This window comes from Rhizobium sp. SG2393, from assembly GCF_042610495.1.
Classification (GTDB): Bacteria; Pseudomonadota; Alphaproteobacteria; order Rhizobiales; family Rhizobiaceae; genus RU20A.
In genome coordinates, this window is sequence record NZ_JBHGAP010000001.1 from 1000512 (window position 1) to 1018720 (window position 18209).

Sequence of the window (18209 nt, forward strand, 5' to 3'; positions counted from 1 at the left end):
CCCGCCCGCGCCGTCAGGCGGCGCCATCCAAGAGCCGTGACAGGAAATCCGGCGACAGCATCGTCTCCAGTTCCGAGGCAACATCGTCGAGTGCGGCATCGACGGAGGCGCGGTAGTCCTCCACCCCGCCGCTGATGCCGAAATCGGCAAGAAGTGCGCGGCGGAAGGCATCGCTGGAAAACAGCCCGTGCAGATAGGTCCCGAACACCCGCCCGTCCGCCGACATCGCCCCGTCCGGCCGCCCGTCGATCAGGACGGGCGCGCGGGCGCAGTCCGCACCCGTCGTCTTGCCGAGATGGATTTCGTAGCCGGACAGCGCCACATCGTGCACGGTGGAATGGGCGGAGGAGTTGCGCACCGTCTTTTCCGGCGCCATCTCCGTCTCGATGTCGAGCAGGCCGAGGCCCGCGATCTCCCGCTCGCTGCCCTCGATGCCGAGCGGATCGGTCACGCGCTGCCCCAGCATCTGGTAGCCGCCACAAATACCGATCACCTGCCCGCCGCGCCGCCGGTGCCGGGCCAGATCCTGGTCCCAGCCTTGCATGCGGAAATCCCTAAGGTCGGCAATGGTCGATTTCGAGCCCGGCAGGATGATGAGACCGGCATCGGCCGGCAGCCGCTCGCCCGGCCGCACGAAGACGAGGTCAACCTCCGGCTCCTGCGCCAGCGGGTCGAGATCGTCGAAATTGGCGATCCGCGGCAAGACCGGCACGGCGATCTTCAGCGCCCGCCCGCGACCGGCAAGACGCCGCTCCAGCACCACCGAATCCTCCGCCGGCAGGCGGCCGGCGGCCTTCAACCAGGTCACGACGCCGAAGCAGGGCCAGCCGGTGAACGCGCCGATCGCCGTCAGCCCGTCATCGAACAGGCTGACGTCACCGCGGAACTTGTTGATGATGTAGCCCGCGATCATCGCCCGGTCTTCCGGCGGCAGGATCGCATGCGTGCCGACAAGAGAGGCGATCACGCCGCCCCGGTCGATATCGCCGACCAGCACCACCGGCACGCCGGCCCGCGTCGCAAAGCCCATATTGGCGATATCGCCGGCCCGGAGATTGATTTCCGCCGGCGAGCCCGCGCCCTCGACGATCACGAGATCGGCGCCCTGTTCGACGATCGAAAAGCTCTCCAGCACCGCATCCATCAGCTTCGGCTTCAGCGCCTGATAGTCGCGCCCCCGCGCCTGCCCCGCCACCTTGCCCTGCACGATGATCTGGCTGCCGACCTCCGACTGCGGCTTCAGGAGAACAGGGTTCATGTGCACCGACGAGGGCACGCGCGCGGCGATCGCCTGCAGCCACTGCGCCCGCCCGATCTCGCCGCCATCATCGGAAACGGCGGCGTTGTTCGACATGTTCTGCGGCTTGAACGGGGCCACCTTCAGACCCCGGTTGGAGGCCAGCCGGCAGAGCCCCGCCACCAATACCGATTTTCCGACATCGGAGCCGGTCCCCTGCAGCATGATCGCGCGCGTCATTCCGTCTCCGTCCGATTGTGGCAGAACCGCCGCAATCCCCTGCCCTGCCTCAATTTCGCCGCCTCCGTTTATGCACCGGAAGCGGTGCTCGACGGAGGAGCCATGCAAAGTTTGCATAGTATCGCATTTGCGACATTCGCAGCCGATTTCGGCGTTGCGAAGCCGCATATCCGAGCCTATATCAGCGCCATCAACACGAAGGAAGCGCGAGACTTCCTCTTACCTGAGGTCACACCCATGCTGTTCATCTTCAGCAAGCCGAATTTTCTCCAGATCGCCTGGAACTCCCAGGTGCCGGCAAACCAGTCGCGCGTCCGCAACATGGTCGCCGATTCCCCGATGGGCCCGCTCGGCTTCATCCGCACCCGCAACGTCGGCTGATATTCTGAGACTATGGCGGACCGAACGAAGGCGCGCTCCCGAGTGCGCCTTTTTTCATGTCGCAAGTTTTCATTTCGCAAGCAGGTCTATGTGGGAGATCGCCTCTGCAGACACGCGAAGGCCGCGCCGAACCTCAAGGAGGATCGCGCGGCCCGCCAAAATACGCCTGGCCAAACGGGAAAATACGCATCCCGCAATCGCTGCAGGTCCGGTACGCACAACCTGATCCGGACCAGCGGCAGTGTCCCCCGCCGCAAGAAGACAAATAGCGGGACATCGTTACCGGTTGGTTAGCGGGTGGTAAACCAATGGTGAACAGGCGAAATTTCACTTTTTTCCCGTGTGCGAAAAATATTTCGCTCGACGCAGACAGGATAGCAAGTGTCTGAAATGAAACAGAGTCTTGACACCGATGTGTCACAGACGCCAAATTTGCCCACGAGAAGGGCATTTGTCTGCGCATTTTTTGCCGAAAATGTCGCAATCGCCGATTTTCCCTTTCCTTGACCGGCCTTTGTCTGGAACAGCATCGGCCTCGGTGCGGACCGGGGCGGTTGATTTCTCTTCCGGATTACTTAGGCTCCTCCCATGGCTCCGAAACGACCGGACCGGCGGCTGATAGCAGGCGACCGTAAAACAGGTTCGGCGGGGCCCGGTCTTGCACGGGGAAAGCCGGTTGCAACCAGCCTTCTCCCCGTTGGGGGCCAGTGAAACGTTTGGCTCCGGGGCGCCGCAGCACCCTGGCTCGCCGCGCACATCGAACGCTGCATCCAGACTGGGAGGTCTGAGAGACCATGAAGAAACTGCTCGCATCCACCGTCATCGCCGCAGGCTTCTATGCCCTGGCCGGTTCGGCCGCCTACGCAGACTGTGGCGAAGTCTCGATTGCCGAAATGAACTGGGCGTCCGCCGGTGTCGCCGCCCATGTGGACAAGTTCATTCTCGAAAACGGTTACGGCTGCACGGCGACGCTGGTCACCGGCGATACCATGCCGACCTTTGCGTCCATGAACGAAAAGGGCCAGCCGGACATGGCGCCGGAACTTTGGGTCAACGCCGTGCGCACGCCGCTGGACGCTGCCGTCAAGGAAGGCCGCCTGATCGAAGCCGCCAAGATCCTGAACGAAGGCGGCGTCGAAGGCTGGTGGATTCCGAAGTTCCTCGCCGACGCCCACCCCGACATCAAGACGGTCGAGGATGCGCTGAAGCATCCCGAACTCTTCCCGGCGCCGGAAGATGCCTCGAAGGCCGCCATCACCAACTGCCCGGCCGGCTGGAACTGCCAGGTCTCGACCGCCAACCTTTACCGCGCGCTCGGCGCCGAAAAGGCCGGTTTCGAACTGATCGATACCGGCTCGGCTGCAGGCCTCGACGGCTCGATCGCCAACGCCTTCGAAAACAAGAAGGGCTGGCTCGGCTACTACTGGGCACCGACGGCCATCCTCGGCAAGTACGAGATGACCCGCCTGTCCTTCGGCGTCGAGCATAACAAGGCCGACTGGGATGCCTGCACGGCCGTTCCGGACTGCCCGGATCCGAAGGTGAACGCCTATCCGGTCTCCGACGTCTACACGGTCGTGACCAAGGGCTTCGCCGACAAGGCTGGCGTCGCCATGGACTACGTCAAGGCCCGCAACTGGGACAACGGCACCGTGAACAAGGTTCTGGCCTGGATGGACAGCAACCAGGGCACCAACGAGGACGGCGCCAAGTACTTCCTGCAGAACTTCCCGGACATGTGGACCAAGTGGGTCTCCCCGGAAGTGGCTGAAAAGGTCAAGGCCGCCCTCTAAGGCGCAGTGTCACGGGCAGTCGCCATGCACCGACGCATGGCGACTGCCTTTTTGTCGTCAGTCATCGCTGCAAGCAGACCGGCTGATGACATCTCGATGTCCGGAAGACTGGTCACAACGCCGTTTCCATGGAACGGTGCGTCGCAAACCGCCAAGCGGCGCGCGCCAATTTCGCCGACGATCATGAGAGCGGACGCCCTTAAGGGCGCTGGACACAAGAGCAGCCATCGCCAACACGAGCGATCAGGCCGCCATCCGGGTCCGTGACGGACATAAAAGGGGACAAGAATGGCATCTTTATGTAGCATGCTGCCGGAATTGCTGTGCAAATTCCCGGCGATAGATGACACGACCATCCGAACCGCGCGCAAGACGATCGATGATGGCTTCAAGGGCTTCGTTCGCGCCTATGGCAATGCGATCGACTCGCTCGTCCAGCCGCTCCAGTGGTTCCTGAATTTCCTCGAAGGCGTCTTCGTCAACACGCCCTGGATCATCATCCTCGCCGCAATGGTCGCCGTCGTCTATGCTGGCAGCCGCAACATGAGGATCACCATCGGCACCGCGCTCGCCATGGCGGCCATCGGCCTTGTCGGCCTGTGGAACGACACGATGATCACGCTCGCCATGGTCACCGTCTGTACGCTGATCTCCATTCTCATCGGCATCCCAATCGGCATCGTCATGGCGCGTTCGGATCGCGCCCAGGGGATCGTCAATCCGATCCTCGACGTCATGCAGACCATGCCGAGCTTCGTCTACCTCATTCCAGTCGTCATGATCTTCGGCATCGGCAAGGTGCCGGGCCTGATCGCCGTCGTCATCTACGCCGTTCCGCCGATGATCCGCCTTACCAACCTCGGCATCCGCCTGGTGGACAAGGAAGTGCTGGAAGCAGCCGACGCCTTCGGCTCCTCCGGCTGGCAGAAGCTGAAGAACGTGCAGATGCCGCTGGCGCTGCCCACCATCATGGCCGGCATCAACCAAACCATCATGATGTCGCTCGCCATGGTCGTCGTCGCCTCCATGATCGGCGTCGGCGGTCTCGGCCGCAACGTGCTGCAGGCCATCAACAACCAGTTCTTCACGGTCGGCTTCCTGAACGGCTTCTCGCTGGTCGCGATCGCCATCATCTTCGACCGCACCAGCCAGGCCTTCGGCCGGCGCCTGCAGAAGCATTCGGAGGTCATCCATGGCTAGTCACGCGATCGAGGTGAAGAACCTCTACAAGATCTTCGGCCCCAACGGTCGCGCCTTCGTCGATCAGGTCAAGGCCGGCCTCGGCAAGGCGGAACTGAACGAAAAGCACGGCCATGTGCTCGGCCTGCAGGACATCAACATCTCCATGCCCGCCGGCGGCATCATGGTGGTGATGGGCCTGTCCGGCTCCGGCAAATCGACGCTGATCCGCCACATCAACCGCCTGATCGATCCGACAGCCGGCGAAGTGCTCTATGACGGCGTCGACATCTGCAAGATGAACGAGAACGATCTCAGGGAATTCCGCCGCCACAAGACGGCGATGGTGTTCCAGAAGTTCGCGCTGCTGCCGCACCGCACGGTCATCGAAAACACCATCTACGGTCTGGAAATCCAGGGCGTGGACCGGACGGAAAGCCAGAAGCGGGCGCGCGGCTGGATCGAGCGCGTCGGCCTCAAGGGCTTCGAAAACCACTATCCCAACCAGTTGTCGGGCGGCATGCAGCAGCGTGTCGGCCTCGCCCGCGCACTCACCAACGATGCCGACATCCTGCTGATGGACGAAGCCTATTCGGCACTCGATCCGCTGATCCGCGTCGACATGCAGACGGTTCTGCTCGATCTGCAGAAGGAACTGAAGAAGACCGTCGTCTTCATCACCCACGATCTCGACGAGGCGCTGCGCCTCGGCGACAAGATCGCCATCCTGCGCGATGGCCGCGTGGTGCAGCAGGGCAGCGGCCAGGAGATCGTGCTCCACCCCGCAGACGACTACATCACCGCCTTCGTGAAGGAAGTGAACCGCGGCCGCGTGATCAATGTCGAGACCATCATGCATCCGATCAGCGGTCAGCCCACCGGCATGCCCATCACAACAGGCACGGTGCTTGAACATGCTGCCCGCCAGATGACGGCCAACAACATCACGACGGCCCATGTGGTCGATGCGGCCGGCCGGCCGGTCGGCGCCATCGATCTCGCCTCGATCATTTCGGCAATGGTCACCCCGACGACGCATCTGAAGGCGGCCTGATCGCGCCGGACAACGCGGCGCATCACCGTCACGCATCCCAAAGCAAAGGCCTCGCCCATCCGGGCGGGGCCTTTCACTCAAGGAAAAGGCGAAACCAACTCCGGCATCGCGGGCACGCTTCGGGTTATATCGCTACGTCCGGAGATCGAGGCGACCGCGCGCCATGCGTGGCCATCCTCTCCCCGTTCTGCAGGCTCGCCAGACCTCGTCGTCATCAGGCATTAAGCACGCCTTAACCATGTTCGGCACAGGGTAGGCTCCAGGCAAACTGCCCTTCCCAACCCGTCACCGGCCCAAGCCACTACCGGAAAGTCATCACCGTGCGCAGCGCCGACATCAGGACCGCGATACCACCCGACATCGGGCCCGGCCTCGACCGGGTGGTCCGCACGGCGGCTTCCATTCTCTCGGGCTTCGGCCTGTTCATCATCATCTTTACGCTGACGCCCTTCCTGGGCGACCTCGATCCCGATGTCGTGGTGGTCGATACGGCCAATGTCGTCAATCAGGTGGGCTATCTCGGTCTTGGCCTCGTCTTTCTCTTCGCCATTCTCGTGACCGTGGAGCGGGGAAAACTCTCGCGCCTCGTCTCGCCAAGCTGGCTGATCGTCTTTGCGCTCGCCTACGTCTCCTGCCTGCAATCCTGGGATCCCCAATCGGCCGCGCGCGGGCTGACGCTCAGCCTCGTTGCCATGCTGATCGTGATCGGCCTGATCGCCATCCCGCGCAGCGAGCGCGACTTCGTCAATGCGGGTGCAACAGCCGTCCTTGCGCTGGTGCTGATTGACTACGCCGCCCTCGTCGTCCTGCCAGCCAAGGCCATCCACCAGAGCACGGGCGCGGAAGCCTGGCATGCCGGCTTCTGGCGCGGCCACCTGATCCACAAGAACGTCACGGCGCCGATCTTCTCGGTGATCGCCATGTTCGGCATCTACGCGTTCCGATGCGGCGCCATGCTGCGCGGTGCGGCGATCACGCTGCTCGCCTTCATCTTCGTGGCCCATACCGGGTCCAAGACCACCATGGGCTTCCTGCCCGTCGCTATCATGCTCGTCCTTGCCGGCCGCGCCATCGGCAGTTCCCTTTTCACGATCATCTCGCACGCCATGTTCACCGTGCTCGTTGGCTGCCTGACAATCGGCACGATCTTCTCGCCGACTTTCCTGCACATCACGTCGGCCATTCTCGAGGACTATACCTTTACCGGACGCGACGCGATCTGGCGGTTCGGCGCGGCCGCGATTGCCGATCATCCCTGGTTTGGCCATGGCTTTGCCGGCTTCTGGCTCTCGCCCGTTATCATGGGCATGGAAGCCAATTTCGAGGAAAACTGGGACGTGCGCGGCATCGTCTCCGGGCACAATACGTTCCTCGACGCCATCATCACCTTCGGCCTGATCGGCGGGCCGATCATCATCGCCATTCTCTTCGTCAAGCCGCTCTTCGACTATGTGAAGGCAACGCGATATCCCGCCAACCGCGCCTTTGCCGATTTCTGCATGATGGTCATCATCTTCATGACCTATAACGGCATGCTGGAATCCTTCATCTTCAACCGCGCCGATCCGCAGTGGCTTCTGACGGCGCTGGCCATCTTCGGCCTCGGCATGGCCCGGCACGCCGATTTCCGCCGCTGATCAGCCACGCAAAACATCGCATCCACATGCGGCCTTGCCATCACATAAAGATATCTTTATATCTCTCTGTAATTGATTTCGAGAGGGTGCCCGATGACTGCTGCCGCCAATCCGCTTTCCGACCTGCTCCAGAAGAAGGGCGTGCTGCTCGCCGACGGCGCCACCGGCACCTCGCTGTTTGCCATGGGCCTGGAGGCCGGCGAAGCGCCGGAACTGTGGAACGAGGCAAAGCCCGAAAACATCACGAAGCTTCATCAGGACTTCGTCGATGCCGGCGCCGACATCATCCTCACCAATTCCTTCGGCGGCACCCGCCATCGCCTGAAGCTCCATCATGCTCAGGACCGCGTGCATGCGCTCAACAAGCGCGCCGCCGAGATCGCCCGCGCCGTGGCCGACAAGGCGCCGCGCAAGGTCATCACCGCCGGTTCGGTCGGCCCGACGGGTGAGCTGCTGATCCCGCTCGGCGCCCTCTCCTACGAGGACGCCGTCGAGGCCTTCGCCGAACAGATGGAAGGCCTGAAGGCCGGCGGCGCCGAGGTGCTCTGGATCGAGACCATGTCCTCGGCAGACGAAATCCGCGCCGCTGCCGAAGCGGCCGTGCGCGTCGGCCTGCCCTATGTCTATACCGGCTCCTTCGACACCGCCGGCAAGACCATGATGGGCCTGCACCCGCGCGACATCCATGCGGTGGCCAAGGATATTGGCGACGGCCCGGTCGCGGTCGGCGCCAATTGCGGCGTCGGCGCCTCCGACATCCTCTCCTCGCTCCTCGACATGACCGAGGCCGATCCGAACGCGACGGTTGTCGTCAAGGGCAATTGCGGCATTCCAGAATTCCGCGGCTCGGAAATCTTCTATTCCGGCACGCCGCCGCTGATGGCCGACTATGCGCGCCTTGCCCGCGATGCCGGCGCGAAGATCATCGGCGGCTGCTGCGGCACGTCCTGCAACCACCTCGCCGCCATGCGCGAGGCGCTCGACAGCCACACGCCCGGCCCGCGCCCGACGCTGGATACCATCGTCGAGCGCATCGGCCCGCTGCGCAACAAGACCGCCAACGAAGGCCCGACAGCAGCCCCGCGCGAACGCCGCGGCCGTCGCGGCTAAAGCATGTCGCGCAAAAGTGTGCAGCGGTTTTGCGGTAACGACATGCGATAGAACAAAAAGCGAAAGCGTCAGGAGCGAATCTGAAAGATCGCGATGCGCTTTAGGCAACGGTGGATCACGAAGCCGGCGGATTGAAGCCCGCCGGCCGATCCCCTATCACATCCGGGTGATGAGCCGGAGACGAGTCGCCATGAACAGCGCCGCCATTTCCTTCCCAGACCGGGAAAGCCTTGCCGACAAGCTGCAGGCCTTCGGCGAAGCCGACCAGTCCTACGTGATGCTGATCATGGAAAACCCGTTGCAGGACGACAACCTGCTCGAAGGCCTGCACCTGCACCTTGACCGTCAGGCGACCGCCCCCTTCCTGAATTCCATGAAGCTCGACCGGCTCGGCCACTGGTTTGGCGACAAGGCCCCGGCGCGGCTGCAGATTCGCCTGAGCGAAGTCGCCCGCTCCAGCCAGCACCCCGCCTATCAGGCCTTCAAGGCCGGCCTGACCCGATCCGGCGGGCTGGAGCGCGCCTATCCCAAGGCATGATCACAGCGTCAGCGCCGCCATGTGGAAGCGCAGCTGGTCCGGTCCATAACGGTCTGCGACCCCGACCGGACAGGCGTTGCGCGCGATACACCCGTCCAGCATGCAGCCCGCCTGCCCCTCCGCCAGGCGAAGATGCCGGCGACAGTCCGCCACGGCAAACCCGTCCTCTCTGATCGCACCGACCGGACAGGCGGAAAGGCACGGGCGCGTCCGGCAGGTCTCGCAAGGGTGAGGACGGGCGGCAACAGCCGGGGCCTCGATGACAACAGGAAAGGCCAGCGCACCGCGATAGCTGTGCCACAGGCCATGGTCGGGGTGGATGAGAATGCCGAGCGGCGAGGCTTTCAGCCCTTCCGCCCGCATCGCCCAGCGCTGGAACGGCTGATAGGGCGGATCGGAGGGAAAGAAGGCCGTCGCGCCATGCGCCGCTGCCACCGGCGCGATCACGGCCTTCGACCAGGTGTCGAGCGGATCGCTGCCGCCACCCGCCGGATCCCGATGCCGCCAAGCCGTGAACGGTTCGAATAACGAGCCGCCCACCGCGCCGACCAGCACGACGCTCGCGGCCGGCTCACCGCTCATCAGGGCCGGCCGGTCGTCATCCTCGCCAAAAACGACGACGCCGCGGGCAGACAATCCGTGCGGCGCCAGATCCTCGGCAATCCTGTCCAGTCGCGGCCGGGCATCGCCACGATCCATCCCGGCCGTCATTTCGGCCGCGGCCCCATCACCTGGTAATGGGGACGCCAGACTTCCTTCTGGATCATGTCGGCGACCTTGGCCGCCCCGCCTTGCTCCCTGGCGTTTTCGGGCTCGCTTCAGGTAAAGGCGTCGGGCATGGAGTCCTTGCGCGCCTTGATGAAGGCGAGCAGCGCCTCGTCGATCGCCGGATCGAGCGCCGGAGCCTCGTAGCTGTCGAGCCACGAGCGGCAGAGCGCATTGGCGCGTTCCTCGATGCGCTTCGAACCTTCGATTTCCCACTGCTCGAACGAATTGTTGTCGGCGAGCGGGGAACGGTAGAAGGCCGTCTGGAAGTTGGCCTGCGTATGGGCGCAGCCGAGATAATGGCTGCCCGGACCCACTTCGCGGATCGCATCCAGCGCCTGCGCTTCGGTCGAAAGATCCACGCCCTCGGCAAGCTTCTGCATCATGCCGAGCTGGTCCTGGTCGATCATGAACTTCTCGTAGGAGGAGATCAGACCGCCTTCCAGCCAGCCTGCGGCATGCAGCACGAAGTTCGTGCCGGCGAGCAGCGTCATGTTGAGCGTGTTGGACGACTCATGCGCGGCCTGCGCATCCGGCACCTTCGAGCCGCAGAGCGAACCGCCCGTACGGAACGGCAGACCGAGACGGCGCGCGAGCTGCGCGGCCCCGTAGGAGACCAGCGACGGCTCCGGCGAACCGAAGGTCGGGGCGCCCGACTGCATGGAGATCGAGGCGGCGAAGGTGCCGAACAGCACCGGCGCGCCCTTGCGGATCAGCTGGGTGAAGGAGGCGCCGGCCAGCACTTCGGCCAGGATCTGCGTCAGCGTACCCGCCACCGTCACCGGGCTCATGGCGCCGGAAAGAATGAAGGGCGAGACGACGCAGGCCTGGTTGTGGCGCGCATAGACCTTCAGCGCGCCCACCATAGTCTCGTCGAAGACCATCGGCGAGTTGGCATTGATGAGGTTCAGCGTCACCGTGTTGTTTTCGACGAATTCGTCACCGAAAACGAGCTTCGCCATGGCGACCGTGTCTTCGGCGCGTTCCGGCGCCGTCACCGAGCCCATGAACGGCTTGTCGGAATATTTGATGTGGCTGTAGACCATGTCGAGGTGACGCTTGTTCACCGGAATGTCCACCGGCTCGCAGACCGTGCCGCCGGACGAATGCATGGACGGCGCCATATAGGCGAGCTTCACGAAATTGCGGAAATCCTCGATCGTCGCATAGCGGCGCACACCTTCGAGGTCGCGCACGAAGGGCGGGCCGTAGACCGGCGCGAAAACGGTCGCCTTGCCGCCGATGTGAACGCTGCGCTCGGGGTTGCGCGCATGCCAGGTGAATTCCTTCGGCGCGGTCTTCAGAAGCGCGCGACACAGGCCGCGCGGAAAATGCACGCGCTCGCCGCGCACGTCCGCACCCGCCTCACGCCACAGCGCCAGCGCCTCCGGATCCTCGCGGAACTCGATGCCGATCTCTTCCAGCACCGTCTCGGCATTATACTCGATCAGCGCCAGGCCTTCCTCGTCCAGCACCTCGTATTCGCGAATCTTGCGCGTGATGTAGGGCAAGGAGGGGCCCGCGCCGCCGCCGGTCCGCGAGGCGCGCCGGGCCGCGGCACCGCGACCTTCCGAGCGCGACCGGCGCGCGGGAGCCTCGGGCGGGGTCTGTTCGGTGATGTCAGTCATGTCTCGTTTCCTCTCCCAGAACGCGCCGTCAGGCCCGTGTCGCCCAATATGCTATCGAGCCGCCAGAGCGGGGCCGGTCTCAATGCGCCACCAAGTGCCGCAACTCGAACACATCATCGGCAAACATTTCCAGATGGCAAGAATGCATTGATTTTGCTAAGCCTATCGCGCCGGCCGGCACCGTCGCTTTTCATCGCACGCCACGTCGCATTCGAAAAGGGATTTTGCCGTATGCATGGCTAGCATGGGATCGACGCGTCCGGATTTTCGCCTGACCGCGCTGGGAACGAGGAACCACACAATGGCAGACGATGACATCATTCTCTCGGAGCTTTCCGACGAGGAACTCGTGCAGCAGATGCACGACGACCTCTACGATGGCCTGAAGGAGGAGATCGAGGAAGCGACCAACATCCTGCTCGAACGCGGCTGGACGCCCTACGACATTCTGACCGAAGCGCTGGTCGAGGGCATGCGCATCGTCGGCGTCGATTTCCGCGACGGCATTCTCTTCGTTCCCGAAGTGCTTCTCTCGGCCAACGCGATGAAGGCCGGCATGACGATCCTGCGTCCGCTTCTGGCCGAAACCGGCGCGCCGAAGCTCGGCAAGATGGTCATTGGCACCGTCAAGGGCGACATCCACGACATCGGCAAGAACCTTGTCGGCATGATGATGGAAGGTGCAGGCTTCGACGTGGTCGATCTCGGCATCAACAATCCCGTCGAGAACTATCTCGAAGCCCTCGAGCGCGAGAAGCCCGATATCCTCGGCATGTCGGCGCTGCTCACCACCACCATGCCCTACATGAAGGTCGTCATCGACACCATGAAGGAAAAGGGCATCCGTGACGACTACGTCGTTCTCGTCGGCGGCGCGCCGCTCAACGAGGAATTCGGCAAGGCCGTCGGCGCCGACGCCTATTGCCGTGATGCGGCCATCGCCGTCGAAACCGCCAAGGACTTCCTCAAGCGCCGCCACAACCAGCTCTGATCTGGCCGGCGAGACCGCGTAAAACAGGAAAGCCGGCCGCACCCGCAGCCGGCTTTCGTCATTTCAGGCCAGTTCGGCCTTACTTGGCGGCACGCTCGACGCTGCGGCCGGCATCCTGTGTCGCATCCACCGCGTTTGCGGTATCCTTGCCGAGACCACGGATCGTATTGCCGCAACCGGACAGGGTCAGGACGGCAATGGCGGCAGCACCGAGAAGAGCGATGGAAGATTTGGTCATGGAAGGGTTCCTTTCGATGGACGTTTCGAGCGAGAGCGACACAGCGCAGGCCTCTCGGGACCCAGAACGCATCACGGCCAAAAAAGTTCACGTGATCGCCTGCGGCGCGCTCGCCCGCGAAATCCTCGCCGTCTGCGAGGCAAGCGGCCTCGCCCACATCGATCTCCACTGTCTGCCCGCCATCTGGCACAACCACCCCGAACGCATCGTGCCCGGCCTTGCAAAGGCGATTGCCGAAAAGCGCGCCGAAGACCCCGACACCCGCATCTTCGTCGCCTATGCCGATTGCGGCACCGGCGGAGCACTGGATGTCTTTTGCGAGAAGGCCGGCGTCGAGCGCATCGCCGGTCCGCACTGCTATTCCTTCTTCGCCGGCAACGAGGCCTTCGCGGCGCGCTGGGACGACGATCTCACAGCCTTTTTCCTAACGGATTTCCTCGCCCGCCAGTTCGAGGCCTTCGTCGTCGAGCCGCTCGGCCTCGACCGGCATCCCGAGCTGCGCGACATGTATTTCGGCCATTACCGCAAGCTGATCTACCTCGCCCAGACGCAGGACGAGGATTTGCAGCGCAAGGCCGAGGACGCCGCCCTGAAGCTCGGCCTCGACTACGAATACCGTTTCACCGGCTACGGCGATCTCGCCGCCGACCTGAAACGGCTCTGACCCACCCCCGGTGCCGTATCGGGCGATAACGCTCTGTTAGGCCTGATCTTCGTCAGTTTTCTGCCACGGCCCCGCCTTAAGCGGTTGCTAAGCGCCCCCGCGCATCCTGTCTGCAAAACGAGAAAAGGACAACGGGGATGACGGACACCACATTCGAGGCAAGGGACTACGCATCACCGCCACCGGTCTCGGAAAAACTCTCCGAGCTGCTGACCGAGCTTTCCCGGCAGGACAGGCCGAAAATGTCGCTTCGCGATATCGCCATCGCGATGGAGGACCGCTCCTTCGGCGCCTTCCTCGTCGTCTTTTCCCTGCCGAACCTCATCCCGCTGCCGCCGGGTGCCACCTTCCTCCTTGGCCTGCCGCTCGTCTACCTCGCCTTCCAGATGACATTCTCGCGCCTGCCGCGCGTCAGCCTGCCGCCGAAGCTTGCTAACTATGCCATGGAGACGGCGACCTTCGCACTTGTCGTCGCCCGCATCACGCCCTGGCTGGAGCGCGTCGAACGGCTCGTCAGGCCCCGCTTCTGGATCATCGAATCGCGCCTTGCCGAGCGCGCCGTGGGCGCCCTCTGCCTCGTCCTGGCCACCGTCGTCTTCCTGCCCATTCCGCTCGGCAACTGGGCGCCCGCCTTTGCCATCGCCGTCATCGGCCTGGCCCACAGCCAGCGCGATGGTATCGTGCTCGCCATCGGCTGCGTGCTCGGCCTTCTGTCCCTCGTCGTCGTCGCCGGCGTCATCGCCGCGGCCGGCGCCCTCGTCACGGCCTTCCTGTGATGGACCGGCTTCCCGGACGCATCGTCATCGTCACCGCCGGCGGCGAAAACCCGTCGGTGATGATCGATGCCTTGGCACGTCGCTTTTCCGACATCGTCGTTCTTCAGGAGCCACCGGAATCGAAGGCGCTGTTCCTGCGCCGCCGCGCCCGCAAGCTCGGGTGGATCAGCGCGCTCGGCCAGCTTGCAACGATGGTCGTCTCCCGCTTCGGCAAACGCTTCACCCGCGCCCGCGCCGCTGAAATCCTGTCAAGCTACGACGCATCGACCGAACGGGCGGCCGGCGTGCGGACCATTCCCATCGGCTCGATCAACACGCCCGAGGCGCTGGCCGTACTCCAGGCCGAGAAGCCGGCCGTCGTCTTCCTCATCTCCTGCCGCATGCTGCAGGCAACCACACTCGCCGCCATTGCCTGCCCCGTCCTCAATTTCCACGCCGGCATCAATCCGCAATATCGCGGCCTGATGGGCGGTTACTGGGCCCGCGTCATGCGCGACGAAGACAATTTCGGCGCCACCGTGCATCTTGTCGATGCCGGTGTCGATACCGGTGCAATCCTCTACACCAAGCGCCTGACGCCGTCGAAACGCGACACGATCCACACCTACCCGCTGCTCCAGACGGCCGGCGCCACCGACATTGCCGTCCGCGCCATCGACGACGCCCTGGCCGGCCGCCTCGCGCCCGTGGCGGCAGAGGGGGCATCGCGGCAATGGTACCACCCGCCCCTGTGGACCTGGCTGTGGCACGGCATTTCCCGTGGGATATGGTAGCGGCCGGATCGCATTCTCCGATCAACCGTGCGAGCGTCGTATTTGAGCCGGTCCGGCGTCGTGGCGAGGTGAGCCATGCGCGGGCCGGTTCATCATTCTCGCAGACCAAGAGGAGAATTTGAGGACATGGCAGACCGCATCGTCGTCTACTGGCGCGACATCCCCGCCCAGGTCATCATCAAGCAGGGCCGCAAGACCGCCAAGCGCGAGCTTTCGCTGCGCTTCACCGAGGCGATCGACATGTGCGCCATGCGCACCGGCGCGGCCGAGACCGACGACTATCTCGCCGAATGGCGCAAGGCCGATCCCGTGCCCGTCTCCGACGATCTAGAAGCAGAAGCAGACCGCGCCGCCGCCGAGCTCGAAGCGGCCTACGACAAGGAACGGCTGGTCGCGCTCGTCAAGGCAGGAGGACGAAACGATGGCTGACACGAAGGAGCGCTCGGGCAATGTCGCGCCGGGCGCCAAGGCAGCGTCGGGGGCTTTCACGCCCTCCGGCGTATCGCCCAACCGCCGCGCCCGCCATAAATATACGGTGCGCCTGTGGGCGGTGCGCAACGCGCGCTTCCTCGAATGGTTCTACCATCGCTTCGCCAGCCTCTTCCTGATGCTCCACCCCGTGTGGAAGGCGCTCGGCTACAACAGGGTCGAGCGTCCCGTCACCTTCGTCGAGAAGCACGTGAAGGGCTTCCTCTTCGACTGTCGCATGTGCGGCCAGTGCGCCCTGTCGTCCACGGGCATGTCCTGCCCGATGAACTGTCCGAAACAACTGCGCAACGGCCCCTGCGGCGGCGTGCGCGCCAACGGCAATTGCGAGGTCGAGCCCGACATGCCCTGTGTGTGGGTGCAGGCCTGGAACGGCTCGCGCAAGATGGAAAAGGGTGACGCGATCCTCAATGTGCAGAAGCCGGTAAACCAGTCGCTGCGCGAAACCTCTTCCTGGCTGCGCGTGACCGCAGAAGCCGCCGCCGCCCGCGAAAACGCCGCCAAGGACGCCTGACAGAGATGCCGATGATCGACGAAAACCCCCTCGGGCCCCACCTGCCGCTCGATCCCCTGCCCGGCCACTCCTCGCGCGGCCGTCTGGAACGCGTGCTGCGCCGCGGCGAATTCGCCGTCACCGCCGAACTCAATCCGCCCGACAGCGCCAATCCGGAAGACGTCTATGAACGCGCCGCGATCTTCGAAGGCTGGGTGGACGGCATCAACGCGGTCGATGCCTCCGGCGCCAACTGCCACATGTCCTCGGTCGGCATCTGCGCGCTGCTGACGCGCATGGGCTATGCGCCGATCATGCAGATCGCCTGCCGCGACAAGAACCGCATCGCCATCCAGGGCGACGTGCTCGGCGCGGCCGCCATGGGGGTTGCCAACATCCTGTGCCTGACCGGCGACGGCGTGCAGGCCGGCGACCAGCCGGGCGCCAAGCCCGTCTTCGACCTCGACTGCATGTCGCTGCTCGAAACCGTGCGCATCATGCGCGACAACTCGAAATTCCTCTCCGGCCGCAAGCTGACGAGCCCGCCGCAGGTCTTCCTCGGCGCCGCCATCAACCCCTTCGCCCCGCCCTACGATTTCCGTCCCTATCGCCTCGGCAAGAAGATCGAGGCCGGCGCCCAGTTCGTGCAGAGCCAGTACTGCTTCGACGTTCCCATGTTCAGGGAATACATGAAGAAGGTCCGCGATCTCGGCCTGCACGAGAAGTGCTACATCCTCGTCGGCGTCGGCCCCATGGCGTCGGCCAAGACCGCCAAGTGGATCCGCTCCAACGTGCCGGGCATCCACATTCCCGACAGCGTCATCAAGCGTCTCGAGGGCGCGGAGAACCAGAAGAAGGAAGGCAAGCAGCTCTGCATCGACATCATCAATGAGGTGAAGGAGATCGAGGGCGTTGCCGGCATCCACGTCATGGCCTACCGCCAGGAAGAATATGTCGCCGAAATCGTGCATGAATCCGGCGTGCTGAAGGGCCGCACCCCCTGGAAGCGCCGCCCGGCATCGGAAATGCGCGAGCTTGTCGATCAGATGCAGGAAGACGCCGCCCGCCTGTCCTGAGCCGGGCTGCGGGAATGACGAGGGGCAGGCCACGGGAGGGTGACCCGCCCGTCGAGACAGCTTGCAACCCACCACATAACGATATAAAGAAGTCTTTATATCCCCTGGAATCGCCGAGGAAGATCCCATGACCCGCACCATCGTCGCATCCGCCACCCGCGAAATCATCATCGGCTTCGACCAGCCCTTCTGCGTGATTGGCGAGCGGATCAACCCGACCGGCCGCAAGAAGCTGGCCGCCGAAATGATCGCCGGCAATTTCGACACCGTCATCAAGGACGCGCTGGAGCAGGTCGCAGCCGGCGCCACCATGCTCGACGTCAATGCGGGCGTGACCTCGGTCAACCCGAACGAGACGGAGCCGGGCCTGCTCGTCCAGACGATGGAGATCGTCCAGGGCCTCGTTGACGTGCCGCTCTCCATCGACAGCTCCGTCACCGCCGCCATCGAGGCCGCGCTGAAGGTCGCCAAGGGCCGTCCGCTGATCAACTCGGTCACGGGCGAGGAAGAAAAGCTCGAAGCCATCCTGCCGCTCTGCAAGAAGTATGATGTGCCGGTCGTCGCCATCTCCAACGATGAGACCGGCATTTCCGAGGACCCGGACGTGCGCTTCGCCGTCGCCAAGAAGATCGTCGAGCGCGCCGCCGATTACGGCATCAAGGCCCATGACATCGTGGTCGATCCGCTCGTCATGCCGATCGGCGCCATGGGCACCGCCGGCCAGCAGGTATTCGCGCTGCTGCGCCGCCTGCGCGAGGAGCTGAAGGTCAACACGACCTGCGGCCTCTCCAACATCTCCTTCGGTCTGCCGCACCGCCACGGCATCAATGCCGGCTTCATCCCCATGGTCATCGGCGCCGGCATGACGTCCGCCATCATGAACCCCTGCCGCCCGCAGGAAATGGAAGCCGTGCGCGCCGCCAACGTGCTGAACGGCACCGACCCGAACTGCACCAACTGGATCAAGACCTACCGCGACTACAAGCCGGCCGAAGGCGGCCACGGCGCCGCCGCCCCGGCAACCCCGGCCCCCGCCGCATCGGGCGGCCGTCGTGGTGGCCGTGCTGCCCGCGTGGGTGCGGGTGCACCGACGGAGTAAACGTCAAGCCGACAACCAAGGCTGTTGAGCCCGGGCGCGCCTGTCTCGCCC

At 64.2% G+C, this 18209-nt stretch carries 19 protein-coding genes; 15 read left to right on the plus strand and 4 right to left on the minus strand.

Annotated features, from left to right (window positions below; genetic code table 11):
• Window positions 1–13: 13 nt before the first annotated feature.
• Window positions 14–1477 (minus strand): cobyric acid synthase, encoded by a 1464-nt coding sequence (locus tag ACED18_RS04755; protein WP_377289492.1) that lies wholly within the window; start codon window positions 1475–1477, stop codon window positions 14–16.
• 102 nt (window positions 1478–1579) lie between these two features.
• On the opposite strand from ACED18_RS04755, the gene ACED18_RS04760 reads away from it, so the two are divergent.
• From ACED18_RS04760 to ACED18_RS04790, 7 genes are all read left to right on the plus strand, one after another.
• Window positions 1580–1858, plus strand: coding sequence for a hypothetical protein (locus tag ACED18_RS04760; RefSeq protein WP_377289494.1), 279 nt, complete (start codon window positions 1580–1582; stop codon window positions 1856–1858).
• Window positions 1859–2652: 794 nt separating this feature from the next.
• Window positions 2653–3651: an ABC transporter substrate-binding protein gene (locus tag ACED18_RS04765; RefSeq protein ID WP_377289496.1), complete on the plus strand. Its 999-nt coding sequence runs from the start codon at window positions 2653–2655 to the stop codon at window positions 3649–3651.
• Between the two features lie 288 nt (window positions 3652–3939).
• Window positions 3940–4851 carry an ABC transporter permease gene (locus tag ACED18_RS04770; protein WP_377289498.1) on the plus strand — a complete coding sequence of 304 codons (912 nt, stop codon included), beginning with the start codon at window positions 3940–3942 and terminating at the stop codon, window positions 4849–4851.
• Window positions 4844–5884, plus strand: coding sequence for a glycine betaine/L-proline ABC transporter ATP-binding protein (locus tag ACED18_RS04775; RefSeq protein ID WP_377289500.1), 1041 nt, complete (start codon window positions 4844–4846; stop codon window positions 5882–5884). Before ACED18_RS04770 ends, ACED18_RS04775 begins: the two co-directional genes overlap by 8 nt.
• 320 nt (window positions 5885–6204) lie before the next feature.
• On the plus strand, window positions 6205–7521 hold the full coding sequence (locus ACED18_RS04780) for an O-antigen ligase family protein (protein WP_377289502.1): 1317 nt from the start codon (window positions 6205–6207) through the stop codon (window positions 7519–7521).
• Between the two features lie 93 nt (window positions 7522–7614).
• Window positions 7615–8631 (plus strand): betaine--homocysteine S-methyltransferase, encoded by a 1017-nt coding sequence (gene bmt / locus ACED18_RS04785; RefSeq protein WP_377289504.1) that lies wholly within the window; start codon window positions 7615–7617, stop codon window positions 8629–8631.
• Window positions 8632–8821: 190 nt separating this feature from the next.
• Entirely contained in the window at window positions 8822–9169 is a 348-nt protein-coding gene (locus ACED18_RS04790; RefSeq protein ID WP_377289506.1) for a hypothetical protein, read from the plus strand.
• Here the strand turns inward: ACED18_RS04790 and ACED18_RS04795 are convergent, their stop codons facing one another.
• Both ACED18_RS04795 and ACED18_RS04800 read right to left on the minus strand, forming a co-directional pair.
• Entirely contained in the window at window positions 9170–9880 is a 711-nt protein-coding gene (locus tag ACED18_RS04795; RefSeq protein ID WP_377289508.1) for a ferredoxin, read from the minus strand. It lies immediately after the preceding gene.
• 107 nt (window positions 9881–9987) lie between these two features.
• A complete protein-coding gene (locus tag ACED18_RS04800) occupies window positions 9988–11562 on the minus strand; it encodes a trimethylamine methyltransferase family protein (RefSeq protein WP_377289510.1) in 1575 nt (524 codons plus the stop codon).
• 301 nt (window positions 11563–11863) lie between these two features.
• On the opposite strand from ACED18_RS04800, the gene ACED18_RS04805 reads away from it, so the two are divergent.
• Window positions 11864–12553 (plus strand): B12-binding domain-containing protein, encoded by a 690-nt coding sequence (locus tag ACED18_RS04805; protein ID WP_149737400.1) that lies wholly within the window; start codon window positions 11864–11866, stop codon window positions 12551–12553.
• Between the two features lie 79 nt (window positions 12554–12632).
• Here ACED18_RS04805 and ACED18_RS04810 read toward each other — a convergent pair whose 3' ends face one another.
• Window positions 12633–12791, minus strand: a complete 159-nt coding sequence (locus ACED18_RS04810; RefSeq protein WP_377289512.1) for an entericidin — start codon at window positions 12789–12791, stop codon at window positions 12633–12635.
• 16 nt (window positions 12792–12807) lie between these two features.
• On the opposite strand from ACED18_RS04810, the gene ACED18_RS04815 reads away from it, so the two are divergent.
• The 7 genes from ACED18_RS04815 (at window position 12808) to ACED18_RS04845 (ending at window position 18158) form a co-directional block, all read left to right on the plus strand.
• Window positions 12808–13455, plus strand: a complete 648-nt coding sequence (locus ACED18_RS04815; protein ID WP_377291037.1) for a DUF1638 domain-containing protein — start codon at window positions 12808–12810, stop codon at window positions 13453–13455.
• A gap of 137 nt (window positions 13456–13592) precedes the next feature.
• The gene (locus ACED18_RS04820; protein WP_377289514.1) at window positions 13593–14231 is read left to right on the plus strand and encodes an exopolysaccharide biosynthesis protein; all 639 of its coding nucleotides are present in this window, start codon (window positions 13593–13595) and stop codon (window positions 14229–14231) included.
• Window positions 14231–15004 carry a formyl transferase gene (locus ACED18_RS04825; RefSeq protein WP_377289516.1) on the plus strand — a complete coding sequence of 258 codons (774 nt, stop codon included), beginning with the start codon at window positions 14231–14233 and terminating at the stop codon, window positions 15002–15004. The genes ACED18_RS04820 and ACED18_RS04825 overlap by 1 nt, the downstream gene beginning before the upstream one ends.
• Window positions 15005–15130: 126 nt before the next feature.
• Window positions 15131–15433 (plus strand): virulence factor, encoded by a 303-nt coding sequence (locus ACED18_RS04830; RefSeq protein ID WP_377289518.1) that lies wholly within the window; start codon window positions 15131–15133, stop codon window positions 15431–15433.
• Window positions 15426–16004 (plus strand): methylenetetrahydrofolate reductase C-terminal domain-containing protein, encoded by a 579-nt coding sequence (locus ACED18_RS04835; RefSeq protein ID WP_377289520.1) that lies wholly within the window; start codon window positions 15426–15428, stop codon window positions 16002–16004. The genes ACED18_RS04830 and ACED18_RS04835 overlap by 8 nt, the downstream gene beginning before the upstream one ends.
• Before the next feature lie 5 nt (window positions 16005–16009).
• On the plus strand, window positions 16010–17059 hold the full coding sequence (locus tag ACED18_RS04840) for a methylenetetrahydrofolate reductase (RefSeq protein WP_377289522.1): 1050 nt from the start codon (window positions 16010–16012) through the stop codon (window positions 17057–17059).
• 127 nt (window positions 17060–17186) lie between these two features.
• Entirely contained in the window at window positions 17187–18158 is a 972-nt protein-coding gene (locus ACED18_RS04845; protein WP_377289524.1) for a methyltetrahydrofolate cobalamin methyltransferase, read from the plus strand.
• Window positions 18159–18209: the final 51 nt, after the last annotated feature.

What these genes read in the sequence shown, in the direction of transcription:
- ACED18_RS04845 (WP_377289524.1), top strand. Translation starts at nt 17,187, where the DNA reads ATGACCCGCACCATCGTCGCATCCGCCACCCGCGAAATCATCATCGGC.
- ACED18_RS04840 (WP_377289522.1), top strand. Translation starts at nt 16,010, where the DNA reads ATGCCGATGATCGACGAAAACCCCCTCGGGCCCCACCTGCCGCTCGAT.
- ACED18_RS04790 (WP_377289506.1), top strand. Translation starts at nt 8,822, where the DNA reads ATGAACAGCGCCGCCATTTCCTTCCCAGACCGGGAAAGCCTTGCCGAC.
- ACED18_RS04830 (WP_377289518.1), top strand. Translation starts at nt 15,131, where the DNA reads ATGGCAGACCGCATCGTCGTCTACTGGCGCGACATCCCCGCCCAGGTC.
- bmt (WP_377289504.1), top strand. Translation starts at nt 7,615, where the DNA reads ATGACTGCTGCCGCCAATCCGCTTTCCGACCTGCTCCAGAAGAAGGGC.
- ACED18_RS04775 (WP_377289500.1), top strand. Translation starts at nt 4,844, where the DNA reads ATGGCTAGTCACGCGATCGAGGTGAAGAACCTCTACAAGATCTTCGGC.
- ACED18_RS04755 (WP_377289492.1), bottom strand. Translation starts at nt 1,477, where the DNA reads ATGACGCGCGCGATCATGCTGCAGGGGACCGGCTCCGATGTCGGAAAA.
- ACED18_RS04770 (WP_377289498.1), top strand. Translation starts at nt 3,940, where the DNA reads ATGGCATCTTTATGTAGCATGCTGCCGGAATTGCTGTGCAAATTCCCG.
- ACED18_RS04805 (WP_149737400.1), top strand. Translation starts at nt 11,864, where the DNA reads ATGGCAGACGATGACATCATTCTCTCGGAGCTTTCCGACGAGGAACTC.
- ACED18_RS04795 (WP_377289508.1), bottom strand. Translation starts at nt 9,880, where the DNA reads ATGACGGCCGGGATGGATCGTGGCGATGCCCGGCCGCGACTGGACAGG.
- ACED18_RS04765 (WP_377289496.1), top strand. Translation starts at nt 2,653, where the DNA reads ATGAAGAAACTGCTCGCATCCACCGTCATCGCCGCAGGCTTCTATGCC.
- ACED18_RS04825 (WP_377289516.1), top strand. Translation starts at nt 14,231, where the DNA reads ATGGACCGGCTTCCCGGACGCATCGTCATCGTCACCGCCGGCGGCGAA.
- ACED18_RS04800 (WP_377289510.1), bottom strand. Translation starts at nt 11,562, where the DNA reads ATGACTGACATCACCGAACAGACCCCGCCCGAGGCTCCCGCGCGCCGG.
- ACED18_RS04835 (WP_377289520.1), top strand. Translation starts at nt 15,426, where the DNA reads ATGGCTGACACGAAGGAGCGCTCGGGCAATGTCGCGCCGGGCGCCAAG.
- ACED18_RS04810 (WP_377289512.1), bottom strand. Translation starts at nt 12,791, where the DNA reads ATGACCAAATCTTCCATCGCTCTTCTCGGTGCTGCCGCCATTGCCGTC.
- ACED18_RS04815 (WP_377291037.1), top strand. Translation starts at nt 12,808, where the DNA reads ATGGACGTTTCGAGCGAGAGCGACACAGCGCAGGCCTCTCGGGACCCA.
- ACED18_RS04820 (WP_377289514.1), top strand. Translation starts at nt 13,593, where the DNA reads ATGACGGACACCACATTCGAGGCAAGGGACTACGCATCACCGCCACCG.
- ACED18_RS04760 (WP_377289494.1), top strand. Translation starts at nt 1,580, where the DNA reads ATGCAAAGTTTGCATAGTATCGCATTTGCGACATTCGCAGCCGATTTC.